At 72.0% G+C, this 15877-nt stretch carries 16 protein-coding genes and 1 tRNA gene; 5 read left to right on the top strand and 12 right to left on the bottom strand.

Annotated features, from left to right (window positions below):
• Positions 1-155: 155 nt before the first annotated feature.
• Positions 156-1010, bottom strand: a complete 855-nt coding sequence (locus LY40_RS25735; RefSeq protein ID WP_183786922.1) for an ABC transporter permease — start codon at positions 1008-1010, stop codon at positions 156-158.
• Positions 1007-1984 carry an ATP-binding cassette domain-containing protein gene (locus LY40_RS25730; protein WP_258938427.1) on the bottom strand — a complete coding sequence of 326 codons (978 nt, stop codon included), beginning with the start codon at positions 1982-1984 and terminating at the stop codon, positions 1007-1009. The genes LY40_RS25735 and LY40_RS25730 overlap by 4 nt, the downstream gene beginning before the upstream one ends.
• Positions 1985-2100: 116 nt before the next feature.
• Between LY40_RS25730 and LY40_RS25725 the strand changes: the two genes are divergently transcribed.
• On the top strand, positions 2101-2880 hold the full coding sequence (locus LY40_RS25725; protein ID WP_258938426.1) for an MOSC domain-containing protein: 780 nt from the start codon (positions 2101-2103) through the stop codon (positions 2878-2880).
• Positions 2881-2937: 57 nt separating this feature from the next.
• Positions 2938-3285, top strand: coding sequence for a histidine triad nucleotide-binding protein (locus LY40_RS25720; protein ID WP_258938425.1), 348 nt, complete (start codon positions 2938-2940; stop codon positions 3283-3285).
• Between the two features lie 65 nt (positions 3286-3350).
• Here LY40_RS25720 and LY40_RS25715 read toward each other — a convergent pair whose 3' ends face one another.
• Together LY40_RS25715 and LY40_RS25710 are read right to left on the bottom strand one after the other, a co-directional pair.
• Positions 3351-4208: an alpha/beta fold hydrolase gene (locus LY40_RS25715; protein ID WP_258938424.1), complete on the bottom strand. Its 858-nt coding sequence runs from the start codon at positions 4206-4208 to the stop codon at positions 3351-3353.
• Positions 4209-4334: 126 nt separating this feature from the next.
• A complete protein-coding gene (locus LY40_RS25710; RefSeq protein WP_258938467.1) occupies positions 4335-4658 on the bottom strand; it encodes a hypothetical protein in 324 nt (107 codons plus the stop codon).
• Between LY40_RS25710 and LY40_RS25705 the strand changes: the two genes are divergently transcribed.
• Positions 4642-4839, top strand: coding sequence for a DMT family transporter (locus tag LY40_RS25705; protein ID WP_307877189.1), 198 nt, complete (start codon positions 4642-4644; stop codon positions 4837-4839). The genes LY40_RS25710 and LY40_RS25705 overlap by 17 nt on opposite strands.
• 15 nt (positions 4840-4854) lie before the next feature.
• On the opposite strand, the gene LY40_RS25700 is transcribed toward LY40_RS25705, so the two are convergent.
• The 3 genes from LY40_RS25700 to LY40_RS25690 all read right to left on the bottom strand — a co-directional run bounded on the left by LY40_RS25700 (position 4855) and on the right by LY40_RS25690 (position 6200).
• Positions 4855-5352: a hypothetical protein gene (locus LY40_RS25700; protein ID WP_258938422.1), complete on the bottom strand. Its 498-nt coding sequence runs from the start codon at positions 5350-5352 to the stop codon at positions 4855-4857.
• A gap of 102 nt (positions 5353-5454) precedes the next feature.
• Complete coding sequence (locus tag LY40_RS25695; protein WP_258938421.1) at positions 5455-5928, bottom strand: NUDIX hydrolase; 474 nt, start codon at positions 5926-5928, stop codon at positions 5455-5457.
• Positions 5925-6200: a PASTA domain-containing protein gene (locus tag LY40_RS25690; RefSeq protein WP_258938420.1), complete on the bottom strand. Its 276-nt coding sequence runs from the start codon at positions 6198-6200 to the stop codon at positions 5925-5927. Before LY40_RS25690 ends, LY40_RS25695 begins: the two co-directional genes overlap by 4 nt.
• A 112-nt stretch (positions 6201-6312) precedes the next feature.
• Between LY40_RS25690 and LY40_RS25685 the strand changes: the two genes are divergently transcribed.
• Positions 6313-6990, top strand: coding sequence for an alpha-ketoglutarate-dependent dioxygenase AlkB (locus tag LY40_RS25685; RefSeq protein ID WP_258938419.1), 678 nt, complete (start codon positions 6313-6315; stop codon positions 6988-6990).
• A gap of 44 nt (positions 6991-7034) precedes the next feature.
• Here the strand turns inward: LY40_RS25685 and LY40_RS25680 are convergent, their stop codons facing one another.
• The 3 genes from LY40_RS25680 to LY40_RS25670 all read right to left on the bottom strand — a co-directional run bounded on the left by LY40_RS25680 (position 7035) and on the right by LY40_RS25670 (position 10260).
• The gene (locus tag LY40_RS25680; protein ID WP_258938418.1) at positions 7035-8852 is read right to left on the bottom strand and encodes a SelB domain-containing protein; all 1818 of its coding nucleotides are present in this window, start codon (positions 8850-8852) and stop codon (positions 7035-7037) included.
• Entirely contained in the window at positions 8840-10144 is a 1305-nt protein-coding gene (selA, locus tag LY40_RS25675; RefSeq protein WP_258938417.1) for an L-seryl-tRNA(Sec) selenium transferase, read from the bottom strand. The genes LY40_RS25680 and selA overlap by 13 nt, the downstream gene beginning before the upstream one ends.
• A 24-nt stretch (positions 10145-10168) precedes the next feature.
• A tRNA-Sec gene (locus LY40_RS25670) sits at positions 10169-10260 on the bottom strand.
• A 77-nt stretch (positions 10261-10337) separates the two neighbouring features.
• Between LY40_RS25670 and selD the strand changes: the two genes are divergently transcribed.
• Positions 10338-11330 (top strand): selenide, water dikinase SelD, encoded by a 993-nt coding sequence (selD, locus tag LY40_RS25665; protein ID WP_258938416.1) that lies wholly within the window; start codon positions 10338-10340, stop codon positions 11328-11330.
• 186 nt (positions 11331-11516) lie between these two features.
• On the opposite strand, the gene LY40_RS25660 is transcribed toward selD, so the two are convergent.
• Positions 11517-14090: a VanW family protein gene (locus tag LY40_RS25660; RefSeq protein WP_258938415.1), complete on the bottom strand. Its 2574-nt coding sequence runs from the start codon at positions 14088-14090 to the stop codon at positions 11517-11519.
• A gap of 146 nt (positions 14091-14236) precedes the next feature.
• Complete coding sequence (locus tag LY40_RS25655; RefSeq protein WP_258938414.1) at positions 14237-15835, bottom strand: serine/threonine-protein kinase; 1599 nt, start codon at positions 15833-15835, stop codon at positions 14237-14239.
• Positions 15836-15877: the final 42 nt, after the last annotated feature.

Genomic DNA, 15877 nt, shown 5'->3' with positions numbered 1-15877 from the left:
CCGGAGCCGCTCTCGTCCGGCGACCTGGCCCATGGTGAGGAAACGGCCGGTTCCCGAACACCGACGCCACGGCGAGCGCGGAGCCCGCCGCAGCGTCACCCGGTGTCGCAGCGTCACCCGGCGTCACTGTCACCCGGCGTCACGCGCGGTCGGCGTCACTTGCGGTTGTACATCCGCATGGTCAGCGGGCCGAAGATCGCCAGGATGATCCCGGCCGAGACGAACATCCACAGCGTCGCAGAGGCGTCCCACTCGCCGCTCAACGCGCCGCGCACCGCCGCAACCAGGTGCGCGATCGGGTTGACGTCCACGAACCCCTGCAGCCACGACGGCATCGTCCGCGGGTCGACGAACACGTTGCTCAGGAACGACAACGGGAACAGCACCATGGCGCTGACCCCCATCACCGAGCGTTCCGACCGCAGCAGCAGGCCGAGCAGCGTCCAGATCCACGAGAACGCGAACGAGAACACCAGCAGCAGGCCGACACCAGCCAGCACGCCGAGCACCCCGCCGCCCGGCCGGTAGCCGAGGGCCAGCCCCAGCAGAATGATCACCACGGAGGCCAGTGAATAGCGGCACACGTCGCCGATGACCGCGCCCACGAGTGCTGACGGCCGCCAGATCGGCAACGTGCGGAACCGATCGAACACGCCCTTCTGGATGTCGGCGTTCAGCCCGACGCCGGTGTACATCGTGATCATCGCGACGCTCATCACCAGCACGCCCGGCAGCAGGTACTGCAGGTATTCCTCCGGCGAGCCCGCCAATGCACCACCGAACAGGTAGGTGAACATCAGCGTCATGATCACCGGGAACGCGGTGACGTCGAACAGCTGCTCCGGCACGTGCTTGATCTTCAGCATCGCCCGCCACGCGAACGTCACCGACGCCGACCACGCGCTCGGCGGGGTCGGCGGTTCACCGGTGGCCAGCACCGCTCCGAGGTTGTCCGCGACGGGCGTGTCACCGCCGGCGTCCGCGCGCTCCGCGTTCGACGTGCTCGTCATGCCCGGTTCCCCTTCCGGTCCGTCAGGGCCAGGAACACCTCGTCGAGGCTGGGCTGGCCGAGTGAGAAGTCGTCCACGGTGATGCCGTCCTGCGCCAGCCGCGCGAGGGCGCGCGAGGCGTGCTCGGCGGCTCCCCTGCCGGACTCCCCGCCCGCGATCCGGGCGGTCAGCGCCACGGGATCGGCGTCGAACTGCACCTCGGTACCCAGTTCCGCGGCCAGTACGCGTTCGGCCTGGACCCGCTGCTCGCCGCTGCGCAGCCGCACGCGTACCGATCCCGCTCCCACGGACGCCTTCAATTCGCCGGGCGTGCCCTCCGCGATGACCGTGCCGTGGTCGATCACGGCGATCCGGCCCGCCAGGTGATCGGCCTCGTCGAGGTACTGGGTGGTCAGCAGCACGGTGGTGCCCTGGGCGACGATGACCCGCACGATGTCCCACACCTGGTTGCGGCTGCGCGGATCCAGGCCGGTCGTCGGTTCGTCGAGAAACAGCAGGCGCGGCGTGGAGATGATGCTCGCGGCGATGTCGATCCGCCGCCGCATGCCGCCGGAATAGTGCTTCACCTGCCGGTCCGCGGCGGCGGCCAATCCGAACGCGTCGAGCAGTTCCCCCGCCCGGCGCTGCGCCGCCGACTTCCCGTGCCCCAGCAGCCTGCCGAGCAACACCAGGTTCTCGGTGCCCGTCAGGTCCTCGTCGATCGAGGCGTACTGCCCCGTGAGACTTACCTGCTTCCGGACGAGCGCGGCCTCGCCGACGATGTCCCTCCCGAACACGGTGCCGTGGCCGCCGTCCGGCCGCAGCAGGGTCGCGAGCATGCGCACGAACGTCGTCTTGCCTGCGCCGTTCGGCCCGAGAATCCCGTACACGGCCGCCTCCGGCACCGTCAGATCGATGCCGTCGACCGCGCGGGTCGCGCCGAAAACCTTGACCAAGCCGGACGTCTCGATCGCCGGTGCCGACGATGCTGTCATTGCCTCCCCTTTCGCCGCACCCGGATGGGGTGGGCGGTTCCCCCGCGAACCACACTCCGTGGAACGGTTAGATTGCCCCTGCACATTCCGAACCCGCCGCGAGAAGGGCACGCGACATGACCGGCGAGATCCGCGGACTGTACGTCTATCCTGTGAAGGGGCTGAGCCCGCAGGAGCTGCCGTCGGTCCCCCTCGAACCCGGTCGCGGCGTGCCGTACGACCGGGCGTTCGCGCTCGCCCGGCCCGACGGCGACTACACCCCCGGCTTGACCGAGCCGCTGCCGAAGACCCAGTTCTTCATGCTCGCCCGCGACGCGTCGCTCGCGGGGTACCGCACCCGCTTCGACCCGGAGACGGGTGTCCTGCAGGCGGACCGCGACGGTCGCACCGTGCTCGAGGCGACCCTCACCACCGACGACGGCGCTGCGGCCGTGACCACATTCTTCGCCGAGGCGCTCGGCCTGTCCACTCCGCCAGCACTCGCCCGCGTCGACGGCAGGCGATTCACCGATGTCTCGGTGATATCCGACTCGATGATGAATGCCGTCTCGCTGGTGAATCTCGCCTCGGTGCGGGCCCTCGGCGAACGTCTCGGCACGGAACTCGATCCGCGGCGGTTCCGCGCGAACATCTATTACGACGGACTGCCCGCGTTCAGCGAACGCGACCTCGTCGGTGAGGAGATCACGGTCGGCGGCCTCCGGCTGCGGGGTGTGCTCCCCACGAAGCGCTGCGCCGCGACGCAGGTCAACCCGGACACCGCAGAACGGGACATTGACCTGCCGCGGCGCCTGCACCGCGAGTTCGGGCACAACGAGATGGGCATGTACGCCGAGGTCGTCACCGGCGGCACAGTACGCCCCGGGGATCCGCTCGACCATCCGGTCGCCGGCTGACGACGTACTTGTTCCGGCGCTGTCGCGCCGCGTGTCGCGCGATCTACAGTGTGCCGCGTGAGTTCCGACTGCCTGTTCTGCAACATCGTCGAACGGTCCGTGCCCGCCACGATCGTCCACGAGACCGGCTCCGTGCTGGCGTTCCGCGACATCAACCCGCAGGCGCCCACCCACGTGCTGGTCATCCCCAAGGCCCACCACGTCGACGCCGCGTCGATGGCGGCCGCCGACCCTGCGCTGGCGGGTGAGGTGCTGAACGTCGCGGGGACGGTCGCCGCCGACGACGGGGTCGATGCCGCCGGGTACCGGCTCGTGTTCAACACCGGCAAGGACGGCCAGCAGACCGTCTTTCACGCCCACTGCCACGTCCTCGGCGGACGAGGCATGGAGTGGCCCCCTGGCTGACGGCGGCACCCCGACCCGCCGCCGGCCTCCACTGTGGACTGCACCGCCGGCGTGAGGCGCCATCGTCACGGCGTCCCTCCCGCGATGCGGGCCAACAGCTGCGCCGCCTGTACCCTCGCCTCGGCGCGAACGAGGAATCCCGCGTGACTACCGGGCAGCGTGTGCACGGCGAACGGATCGTGAGGCGTGACCGCGTCCGCGTCGGCGATCAGCCGGTCCTGCATCGCGGGCGGCATGGACGTGTCGTCCGCGAGCCGCACGTACGTGTGCGGCACGCGTCCCCATCGGGCGGGGTCGGCACGCTCGCCCGGGTCGAGGATCTCGTCCGGGTCGAGCAGGGCCAGGTAGGCGAGGAGCTCCTCGTCGGTGCCGTCGGCGAGCATCGCGTGTTTGAGCGCCGCGAGCACGTCCGGGTCGGCCTTGCGCCAGTTCATCCGGAGCGCGCCGAGTTGCGCGGGGTCGGCGACGAGCACGTTCGGCAGACCGTTCAATGCGCTGGCGGCGTACTCGGGCACGGCCATGTACTCGGCCACCGTGGCCGCGACCGGGCACCACGCCGCGATGTACACGGCCCGGTCGACCAGCTCCGGCTCGGTGCTCACCAGCCTGGTGAGCGGCAACCCGCCGCGGCTGTGTGCCACCACGACGACGGGCCCGTGCTCGCGCGCCCTACGGACGGCGGCCGCGAGGTGCTCGGCCGCGTCCGCCACCGTCAGCCCGGCGGCCTTCGACGGCACAGCGCCGAGCGCGGCCGTGTCCTGCGGAGCCTGGTAGGCGGCGGGCCAAGTACCGCCGAAACCGTGACCGGGCAGGTCGACGGCGAGCGCCCGCACCCCCAGCAGGGTCAGCTCCCGCAGCAACGGCGCCACCGAGAACGAGTTGCTGTTCGAACCGGGGACGAAGATCAGGGTCGGCGAGGACATGTGCCGACCCTGGCACTCGACCGCCCGCCGGGCCCAGCGATTTTCCGGCCTCCGTGCGTTCTCGGTGAGGGGCACGCCCAGGGTGAGAGAGCGAGGCGGCAGCCAAAAGCGGTGCCGTATAGGTCGTTATACGTCTCTGTCGCCCCGTGCCGCTTGCTCCGCGCACCGCACGAGCTCGTCCCACCCCAGCATCGCGCCGCCGATCACGGCGTGCGCCTGCTCCCGGGTGCATCCGTCACGCGCCTGAATCGAGAGTCCGTGCAACACCGTGGTCCCGTAGGACGCCAATGTGCCGGGATCGGCGTTCGCGGGCAGATCCCCCTCGGCGACCGCCCGGCCGAGACGCTCGAGCAGCTTCCCGTCGTCCCTGGCCTCGACGGTGGCCGACGGAGCGAGCCGCCCCTGGTGGGCCGTCACCGGCATCACACTCGCGATGATCAGCCTGGGCATGCTCACCCACGCGCTCCGCACGGTGCCTGTCGGCACCGCCTACGGCGCCTGGATCGGCATCGGCGCCGTCGGCGTCGCCCTCACCGGCATGGTCCGACTCGGCGAACCGGCTTCCCGCACGCGGCTGCTCAGTATCGCCGCGATCGTCGCCGGGGTCGTCGGGCTCAGTCTCACCGGCTGACACCCGCCCACCGGGTCACCCCGCGCGTTCGCGGCGGCAGGTACGGGCGGCGTGCAGGCTCCACGGCGCGCGGCGCGTACCGGTCAGTGACGTCGGCGCCGCAGCACGCTGCGAAGCGGCGGACTGCGACGATGCCGCGGCCTGCGGCACGGGCAGCGCCGACACGGCGGACTGTGACCCGGCAGGCTCCGACCCGCCGGACCCCGCGGGGATCGGTTCCGGGGCGACGGCCCGCGGCTGCGCACCGAAACAGCCCGGGCACACGAGATACCGGCGCCGAATCGCCACGAGCGTCGCCTCGCACCACTCCAGACACTGCGCGCAGACGAACTCCACGACATCGGCGAGACTGTGCAGTTCCGCGCTCCCCTGCCCCACCGGAACCGAATAGGACGAGAGCACCCGGATCCGCCATCCCCGTCCGTGGAGCGCGCGCGTCGCGGCCTCCCTCACCAGCCGCACCGGCCCGAATACACCGTCGGCCGCCTCACTCGCTTCCGGCGCCATCGTCATACTCCCGGCTTACCCGAACAGGCGACGGCGAAACCATCACGACGCCGGGTGTCCGTGATGTCCGAACCGGACTGGACCGGACCACCGGTGCCGCCAACGACATCAGCCTGCGAGTTCGCCGACGAGCCGGTCCAGAAACACTCGCTGTGCGACGACAAGCCGCCCTCGCGCGGCCTCGACCGTGCACCACTCGACGCGGTCGAGCTCCGGAAACTCCTGTGTGCGACCGGATCCGCGCGGCCACTCCAGCTCAAACGTGCCGGCCTCGACGCGTGCGGGATCGAGATCACCCTCCACCGCCCAGACGGTGACGATCTTGCCGCCGGACTGGCGAACGTCGCCGAGTGACATCGCCGCGCCGTCCGGCACTGGCATGCCGAGCTCCTCGGCGAACTCCCGACGTGCGGCCGCCTCGGGTTCCTCGTCCTCGCCGTACTCGCCCTTGGGGATGGTCCACGCCCCCACGTCCCGACGCGCCCAGAAGGGACCTCCCATGTGCCCGATCAGCACCTCGACGGCAGCCCGATCGCGGCGATACAACAGGATGCCCGCGCTGCGCCTGCCCGGTCCGCTCACACCGGGTCGAAGTCGGCCGACTCTCGTGGGGTCGGCCCCACGAGCGCCTCCGCCGAATCCTTGCCGGGGTGGGTCCACAGTGCGACCTTCGCCCCCTCCTCGGCTCCGGCCGCGCCGATCGGCCGCTGCGCGGAGACGACACCCGTCGCCGGTGCCGGAGCACCGTCCGGCCCGACGGGGAGGAGACCCGCGCGGCGCACGATGTCACACGCGTCCTCGGCTCCGAGGCCGACCACGTCGGGGACCTCGGTGACCGGTCGAGGTCGATGCATGGGTCGATTGTAGGCGCCAGACCTGCCCCGTGGGGCCGTCGACGCGGGAATGATCGAAACCACCACCGGACACGGGTAGAACACCCGTTCGACATCGCGTACCGTCAGGCCCATGGACCTGGCACTTCAGGGATCACTCTTCGACGCGCCGGCCGCCGGAGCCGAAGCCGCGGACCCCGACTCCGAGGCCCGCGGTACCGAGGCCGCACCGGCACTCCGGGCGCTGACAGACGTCCGCCGCACACAGCTCGGCCGCGGCGCCTGGATCGACGTGCTGCCCGGGTGGCTGTCCGGCGCCGACACGCTGTTCCGGACGCTCGCGACGCAGGTCCCGTGGCATGCCGAACGCAGGCGGATGTACGACCGGACGGTCGACGTGCCACGGCTGCTGAGCTTCTACGACGAGCAGGACGCCCTGCCCGACACCGTGCTGGCCGAGGCGCGGGACGCGCTGTCCGCGCATTACGGTGCCGAACTCGGCGAACCTTTCCGCACCGCGGGCCTGTGCTACTACCGCGACGGCTCCGACAGCGTGGCCTGGCACGGCGACACGATCGGGCGTGGCCGGACGGAGGACACGATGGTGGCGATCCTGTCCGTCGGCGCTGCCCGGCCGTTGCTGCTGCGGCCACGCGGCGGCGGCACCACCGCGCGTTACGGCCTGGGACACGGTGATCTCGTCGTGATGGGCGGTTCGTGTCAGCGAACGTGGGAACACGCCGTTCCCAAGACGTCGAAACCCGTCGGACCGCGCATCAGCATCCAGTTCCGGCCCCGCGGCGTGCACTGACACCCGCCCGGCACCGCGCTTCACAACACCCGCGAACGGGACGATCACGACAACTCGCGCGTGCCGTCGTCGCGCCGCCGCGTCACGCCGTCGGCGTCGAGCCGCTCCAGCAACGGCACGGCGATCCGACGCGTGGTCGCCCACACCCGGCGGGCCTCGCTGACTGTGAACGGCCCCTCGAGCCGCCGCAGCTCCACCGCGGCGCGTTCGAGCGAACCCGCCGCCAGCACCACGGTGTCGGTGAGCCGCACGAGCCTGTTCGCACGCTCCGCCGCGGCCAGTTCTCGCTGTCCCAGCCCCAGTTCGGCGAGGTCGTCGGCCTCCGGCGCCCGGAACGGTTCCGCCGACAGGCGCCGTTCGAGCTCCGCCACCGCCCGGTCGACCGCAGCCGGAAGCCCACCGGCCCCGGGGCTGCGGACCAGCCCGTCGCCGCACTCCAACCCCGCGCGATCGACGATGCGGGGCATCAGCACCGCCGGGACATCCAGCTCGCGCCGCAGCGCGTCCACCGGCATGCCCGCCGCGAGCGGGTCCGAGGCGGTGAAGGCGCCGACCCGGTCACGCGCCCGTGCCGGCAGGGCCGCGAGCAGATCGGCGTCGACGTGCAGACCGTCGAGGACCGGCACGTCCGGGTGGAACCCGCGGGCGTGCAGCTCCGCCGCTGCCACGACCCCGCAGCGGCGTACGTAGGCCACGGCCGGGTCCGCCTCGGCCAGTTCCCTGGCGCGCTCGCGAGCCGCTCCGCGCCTGCGCAGGGCGGGCGGATCCGGGTCGAGGATCTCGACACCCGCGGGTACACGGTGTTCGCCCGGATCCCGCAGCAGTCCGGTGTCGCCTCGACGCAACGGCAGCGGCTCACGGAACGTCACCCTCGCCGTGTCGTCACCGAGCGGACGGATCCGGCACGACACGGCGGCCGCGCCGACGTGCAGGACGAGGTCCCGGTGCAGTTCACCCGCCTTGTCACCACGCAGCCGCACGTCGGCCTCCGACGCGGGCCGCCACGCGCCGGGTGTCAGCAGTGCCTCACCCCTCCGGAGCCCGGAACGGTCGACGCCCCGCAGGTTCACCGCCACCCGCGCGACCGCGTCGACCGCGTCCCGATCGCTCCCGAGTGCCTGGAGTCCGCGCACCGTGACCCGCCTGCCGGAGCCGGACAGTTCGAGCTCGTCTCCCACGGCGATGCGGCCCGCACCCAGCGTTCCCGTCACGACCGTGCCCGCGCCACGAATCGTGAACACCCGGTCGGCCCACAACCGGACGTCGGCCCCGGCGTCCGGAGCGGGCATGCCGCGTACCAGGGCCGCGAGCGCGTGCCGCAGGTCGGCAAGTCCCGCGCCGGTGCGCCCGCTCACGGCTACCGCGGGTACGTCGCCGAGCGTCGTGGCCGCCATCCGCGCGCGGGCGTCGGCGATCACCTGGCCGGGATCGGCCCGGTCCGTCTTCGTGACGACCAGCAGCCCCCGCGACACCCCGAAGGCGTCGAGCGCCGCGAGATGCTCCGCCGACTGGGCCTGCCATCCCTCATCGGCCGCCACCACGAACATCGCCGCCGTCACCGGCCCTGCGCCCGCGAGCATGTTCGGCACGAACCGTTCGTGGCCGGGCACGTCGACGAACGCCACGACGTCGTCCACACCGCCCGCAGCGCCGGCGGCGACCCGCTGCGCTGTCACGGCACCCGCCGCACCGTCGCGACCACCGGTCTCGTCACTCGACAGCCGCGTCCAGGCGAAGCCGAGGTCCACCGTCAGGCCCCGCCGCTGCTCCTCCGCCAACCGGTCCGGCTCCATCCCGGTCAACGCGCGCACCACCGTCGACTTGCCGTGGTCGACGTGACCCGCGGTGGCTACGACGTGCACCGCATCACCGCCTCGACCAGCCTGCGATCGTCGCTCTCCGGCACGGTTCGCAGGTCCAGCAGGCAGCGCCGGCGATCGAGCCTGCCGACGACGGCGGGTGAGCCCGCGCGCAGCAGGTCGGCGTAGTGCTCCGGCAGACTCACCGCCGCACTCGGCAGTTCCACACCGGGCGCTCCCCCACCCCCCACGGCGGCGACCGATGCCACGGCCGTGGCCGCCACCCCACGAGTTGTCAGCTCCGCCGCGAGTCGCTCCGCCCGCGACCACAGGTCGTTCACATCGGCGTCCAGCGCCACCACCACCGGCGGGACATCGCCCCGCAGGGTGGCCTCCAGCGCGGCCAGTGTCAGCTTGTCCACACGCAACGCTCGCGCCGCGGGATGCCGCCGCAGTCGTTCCACCAGCGCCGTATCGCCCAGCAGCAGGCCGGCCTGCGGGCCGCCGAGCAGCTTGTCGCCGCTCGCCGTGACCACGGCAGCACCCGCACGCAGCGCCGTCGTCGCATCCGGTTCGTCCGGCAACAGCGGATGCGGCCGCAGCAGGCCGGAACCGATGTCCGCGACCACCGGAACCCCCAGATCCGCCAGCTCGGCGATCGAGGCCTCCGCGGCGAAACCGGTGACCCGGAAGTTCGACGGATGCACCTTGAGCACGCAGCCCGTGTCCGGGCCGATCGCGGCGGCGTAGTCGGCGACGCTCGTGCGGTTCGTCGTGCCGACCTCCCGCAGCCGCGTACCCGCCGAGGTCAGCAGCTCCGGGATCCGGAACCCGTCGCCGATCTCGACGAGCTCGCCCCGGCTCAGCACGATCTCCCTGCCCGGTGCCAACGTCAGGGCACACAGCAGCAGCGCGGCGGCGTTGTTGTTCACCACGTGCACGTCACCGGCGTCCGGCACCGCGTCGGCCAGGGCCGCGAGGGCTCCCCTGCCCCTCCGGGCGCGCCTGCCGTCGGTGAGATCGAACTCGACGTCGGTGTAGCCACCCGCGGTGCGCACCGCCTCCAGCGCCGAGCCCGACAGCGGTGCCCTTCCCAGGTTCGTGTGCACGATGACGCCGGTCGCGTTCACCACCGGTGCCAGGCCCGCAGGCCGCCGTACCGTCGGCGACTCGACACCGGCGAGTGCGGCCTCCACCACGTCCTCCGGAGCGATCTCACCGGCCCTGGCGCGCTGCTGCGCCGTCACGATCGCCGCCTTCACGCGATCCCGGCCCAGTTCCTCCGCCGCCTTCACGAGTCGTGGTTCGGCGAGCAGGGCGTCGGTGCGGGGGATGCGCCGCCGTGGGTCTGTCACGACGCACCCCCGCACCGGTCCCGGCGGAGGCGAACGGGAATCGAACCCGCCAACGGCAGTGTCTGCCGTTCCACGGTGTTGAAGACCGGGCCGGTCACCAGGCCGGAAGCGCCTCCCTGCAGCAATGCCGCGATCACCGACATGCCGTCATCCTCGCAAGGACGATCACGGCTCGCACAGGCAGGATCGGGGTATGACCCCGCGACTGACCCAATACGCCCACGGTGGCGGCTGCGCCTGCAAGATCCCCGCCGGTGAACTCGAGGACATGGTTCGCGGCCTGGGCACCGTCACGCCGCCGGGAGCAGCCGGCGACCTGCTGGTCGGCCTGGACACCGGCGACGACGCCGCAGCGGTGCGGATCGACGGTGGCAGAGCGGTCGTCGCGACGACGGACTTCTTCACGCCCGTCGTCGACGACGCCTACGACTGGGGCCGCATCGCTGCGACCAACGCGTTGTCCGACGTCTACGCCATGGGCGCCGCACCGCTGCTGGCGTTGAATCTACTGTGCTGGCCGAGGGAACGGTTGTCCCCGGACCTGGCGACCGAGGTGCTGCGAGGCGGCGCCGATGTCTGCACGGCCGCCGGCTGCCACCTCGCCGGCGGGCACAGCGTCGACGATCCGGAACCGAAGTACGGCCTCGCGGTCACCGGTCTCGCCGACCCGGACCGGCTGTTGCGCAACGACGCCGGCACGCCCGGCCTGCCACTGTCGCTGACGAAGCCACTCGGCCTGGGCGTGCTCAACGCCCGTCACAAGGCGACGGGTGACCGCAACGAGGCCGCGATCGCCGTGATGACCACCCTCAACGACGCCGCATCCCGAGCGGCCGTCGAGGCGGGCATCCGCTGCGCCACCGACGTCACGGGCTTCGGACTCCTCGGGCACGTGCACAAGCTCGCGCGCGCCAGCGGCGTCACCGCCGTGATCGACGCCGCGGCAGTGCCCTATGTGGACGGTACGCGGCAGGCGCTGGCCGACGGGTTCGTCCCCGGCGGCAGCACCCGCAACCTCGACTGGGTTCGCCCCAGCGCCGACCTGTCCGGTGTGGACGACGACACGGCACTGCTACTGGCCGATGCGCAGACGTCGGGAGGCCTGCTCGTCGCGGGTGAGGTACCGGGCGCGCCCGTCATCGGCGAGTTGCGCCCGCGCGGGGAACACACCGTCGTCGTGCGCTAACCCTCGGACGCCCGGAACGTCTCGTCCCGAGCGTCCAGTCCGGGGCGGCGTCGCACTGGGCGGCAGATGAACTCACCGGCATACTCGGATCTCCGGCACTGGATCTCCGGCACTGGATCTCCGGCACTGGATCTCCGGCACTGGATCTCCGGCACCGGACCCCACAGGCACCGGCGCTCCGCGGCGCTATCGCCCGCCGCCGTTGCCGCCGCCGCCGTTGTTGCCGCCGTTGCCGTTGTTGCCGTTGCCGGACCCGCCGCCGTTGCCGTCGCCGCCGTCATCCGACCCACCGCCACTGTCGTCGCCGCCGTTGCCGTCGCCGCCGTTGCCGGAACCGTCGCCGTCACCACCGTCTCCGTCCGACGGTTCGGGTTCCGGCTCGGGTTCGAGACACACGACGGCGGTCTGCCCCCGGTACACCACGTCGCGCCGCTCGCGGCTGACCACCTCGCCGGTCTGCGAGTCCTTGAAGACCCGGGTGTCGTTGGTGCTGAACCCGCTGGAACCGCTGCTCGGCACACAGGACTCACTCGCGGGCACCACCTCGGTGGGCGGCGACGTGAAGTTGTACCGGCCCCCGTTGACCGATTCGACCTCGTACCGTTTGCTGCCCCACAGCTTCACGGTGATGTCGCTGGGAGTCCAGATGGTCTGGATGACGATGCCGTTCGGCGAGTCGTTCTTGAACTTCAGGTCGATGACACTCGAGCCGTCCGGGTTCTGGTACACGGTCGCCTCGCGGCCCACCGGATAGCGGCTGATGTAGTAGCTGTGCTCCTTGTGCTCGATGTCCTTCAGGCCCGCGAAGTAGTACGCGTTGTACAGCGTCGTCGCGAACTGCGAGATACCCCCGCCGACGGCCCGGCCCGGCTGGCCGCTTGAGATGACGCCCGCCGACACGTACCCCTGCTCGAGGCCGCGCGGCCCGGTGAACTCGTTCAGGCTGAACGTCTCGCCCGGTTCGACGACCGCTCCGTTGACCTCTTTCGCGACCTGCTTGATGTTCAGCCCCGAGTCGTAGGCGAATCCGCCGGTGGTGAACTCGCCGACAACCTCCTCGATCCCGAGGCCCTCGGCTTCCTTCGTGGTCAGTTCGGCGGGCTGCTCGCCATAGGGGGCGGTCACCGCCCGATCGCCGTCGCCGGTGAGCACCCCGGGCAGCTTCTTCGCCACGGCAGCCCAGTCGACGCCGTAGCCGTCGGTCGAGGGTTCGATCTTCGGCTTACCGCCGGCGAACGTGAACCGCGCGTCCCTGCCGGGATCCTCGGTCGAGGCGAGCTGCGGCCCCGCGACGTCACGCAGGATCTCCTCGTCGATCCCGGCCGCGAGCGACCCGTCGTCACGCACGTCGAACGTCAGTGAGCGGGCGATACCGCGCGGCCGCACCGTGGCGGTGGCTCCTTCGCCCCGAATGGTCACCCGCTCGGACACGGCGGGTTCGGCGAGGTCGGTCACCGCGGTACGCACGGTGCCGGGCGTCGAACGCACCTCAATGGTCCGCACGGGCAGTGCGACTCCGCCCGGCGCCGCCCAGCGCGCCAGAATCGCCGACCTCGCCCCGCCCGAGTCGAGCTTGCGGCCCTTCACCGGATCGACCGCGACCGGCGTGGTGCCCTCGAAGCGGATCGTCCCCTCGGTGGCCTTCCGGTCGATGTCGTCGCGGAGACGCTCGATCTCCGCGTCGAGCTGGGCCGTGTCCGCGGTCGAGACGAGTCCGACGTCCTCACCGGTGAACAGCGACGCCAGCCGCGTGAACGGGTTCAGGGGCTGGTCCGTGGCGGCGTCGAGCGTGGCCTGCCAGTCGACGGACAGGCCCGCCGACGCCGGGTCGAGCGTGTGCTCCCCGCCTCCGGTGAGCCGGACCGGCGACTCCTCGTCCAGCTCGTCGCGCAACGTGCGCTCGGCCTCCTCGCGGCTCTGCCCGGCCACGTCGACGCCCGCGACCGTGCGACCCCGCGCCACATCTCCCTGGCTGATCAGCAGGTCGAGGCCGTACAGCACCACCAGCACGCCGACCACGACCGCCGAGATCACACCGACCCTGCGCCACGGCACGTCGAACGGCAGCACGCGGCTCGCAGCCGCGTCCTCCGACGTCGTGGTGGCGGAGGTGGTGTCCGCATCGGCGGCGTCCGGCGGCGCGTCTCCGGCGCCGGTGTCCTCCGCGCCGGTGTCCTCGCTGCCGGTGTCCTCGCTGCCGGCCGTATCCGAGGTGTCCGCGCCGTCGGCCTCCGCGGCGCGGAATGCGCCGGTCTCGGGTGTCCGGGCGTCGGCGACGCCCGACCCGGGCTCGCCGGCGGCGTCCCCACCGGTGGACACGGCTGCGGCGGCTCCCGCACCGGCGATGCCGCGGGTTCCGAGCGCGGCGGCGTCGCTCTCCGACGGCCATGCCGGGCCCTCTTCGGGCCACTCCGGTTCGACCGCGCCTCCCGGATCACCGCCGGGCCTCGTGTCGACGGTGCCCAGCTCACCGCTGTGCCCGTCGGGCGTCGCGTCGCCCGCCCCCTGCTCACCGTCGCCATCGGCGGCGGGCGTGTCACCGCCGGTGTCGTTCCCGCCCGTTGCGGTGTCCTCACCCTGAGGATCGGCTGGACGGGGGTCACCGTCCGAAGCGTCGTCGGGATCCACCGCGGGGCCTGCGGCCTCATCGGCATCGGCGGAGTTACCGGACGACGACTCGGCACCCGAGGCCCGATCCGGCACGTCACCGGTTTCGGACGTCGCAGGGTCGGGCGTCACGGAGTCGTCGTCCTGAGCCAAGGCATCCCTCTGAGGCAGTCAGCTGCAGCAATCGCGACAAAATTACCGCAACGCGTGGGGCCCATCGCAGGGACCTCGGCCCGGTCCCGGCCCGTGAGCACCGGCCGTCCCCCTGGCGCCACCCGGGCCGACCGCCGCGGGCGCCACTACTCGTCGTCCTCGTCGTCCTTCTTCTTGTCCTTCTTCTTCTCGCCGCGCTTCTTCTCGTCGTCCTTCTCCGGCTTCTCGCCGCGCTTCCCCTCGCCCTTGCCGCCGAGGTCGTGACTGCTGACCACCTCGTCGGTGTCGATCAGCGGATCGCCGGAATCGGACACCGTCATCCCCAGACTGTGCATCTCGCGGGTGCGCGCACCGTCGGTGGTCGTGAAGTCCAGCCGGACCTGGACCGTTTCGTCGTCGACGGCGCGAGGGCCGCCACTGATCTCGACCTTCTCGACGCCGTCCCAGAACTCCTCGTACTGTTCCTTGCCCTGGGCGTGCAGGGTCGGGCCGAGCGAACCCCACGCGCTGTCCGCGTCGTCCGGCACCAGCGCGTAGTAACGGGCGACGACGGCCTCCAACTCGGCGCGCGACGGCTGCGGCCGCGTACTCGTGGTCGACGGCGCGGACGAGGACGGAGCCGGCGCGGACGTGGTCGGCGCCGCATCGGCCTCCGAACCGGAGGCGCCCACCGCGCGTACCAGGATCTCGGACACCAACACGCCGGCGGCGACGGCCGCCACCACCGCGGCCGCGACGATCGCGATCCGCTTGCGGTCCCGCCCGGGGCGTTCCGGCTCCGCAGCGGGGAGCCCGACCCGGGTCGCCGGCCGCTGTTCCGCCGCAGCCACCGTCGTCACCGGGCCCGCCCCGGCCACAGCGGGCATCGGCGCAGTGACCGGCGCGGAAGCGGGCACGGTCGGGGGTTCGAGCTGCGGCGCCGCCCCGGCCGCGACCGCCCGAAGCGCCGCCTCGACCGCCGCCATCGACGGCCGCTGGGCCGGGTCCTGGTGCAGCATCGCCTGGAGCGGACCCGTCAGTGGCCCCGCCTGGCGCGGCGGCGTGGCTGCGGACGTGGCCACCTTGTGCAACAACGCGATCTCGTTGTCCAGCGTGCCGAACGGTGGGCCGCCCTCGACCAGCGAGTACAGCGTCGCGCCGAGCGAAAACACGTCGGAAGCCGGTCCGGGGTCGGCACCGCGGGCTGCCTCCGGGGACAGGTACGCGGGAGTGCCCGCAAACAGGCCGGTACTGGTCAGTGTGACGTCTCCGGCCGCCCGGGAGATACCGAAGTCGGTGATTTTCGCCGTGCCGTCGTCGGCGATGAGCACGTTGCCCGGTTTGACGTCCCGGTGCACGACACCGGCGGCGTGGGCGGCCCCGAGCGCCGAGGCCACCTGTGCGCCGAGTCCCGCCACGTCGGCAGGCGCGAGCAGCCGCCCCTCGGCGAGCAGATCGGCCATGCTGCGCGACGGCAGGAACTCCATCACCAGCACCGGCTGGCCGGCGTCCTCGGCGACGTTGTAGACGGTGATCGCGTTCGGATGCTGCAGCCGGGCCGCCATGCGCCCCTCCCGGAACGCGCGTTGCCGCGCGGTCTCGGCCTCGCGCTGATTCAGCCCGGGCGGCAGCAGGAGTTGTTTGACCGCCACGGTCCGATCGAGCCGTTCGTCGACCGCCCGCCAGACCACGCCCATCGCACCGGTACCGATCCGGGAGCGCAGACGATAACGCTCCGCGATGAGACGGCCTTCGTCGTCACTCAACGGCGGCTCCTGAAGTTCCGGCGAGCTACGGGGATCTGCATG

The sequence above is a fragment of the Prauserella salsuginis genome, assembly GCF_024648885.1.
Taxonomy (GTDB): domain Bacteria; phylum Actinomycetota; class Actinomycetes; order Mycobacteriales; family Pseudonocardiaceae; genus Prauserella; species Prauserella salsuginis.
This window is presented reverse-complemented; position numbering and strand designations above follow the sequence as displayed.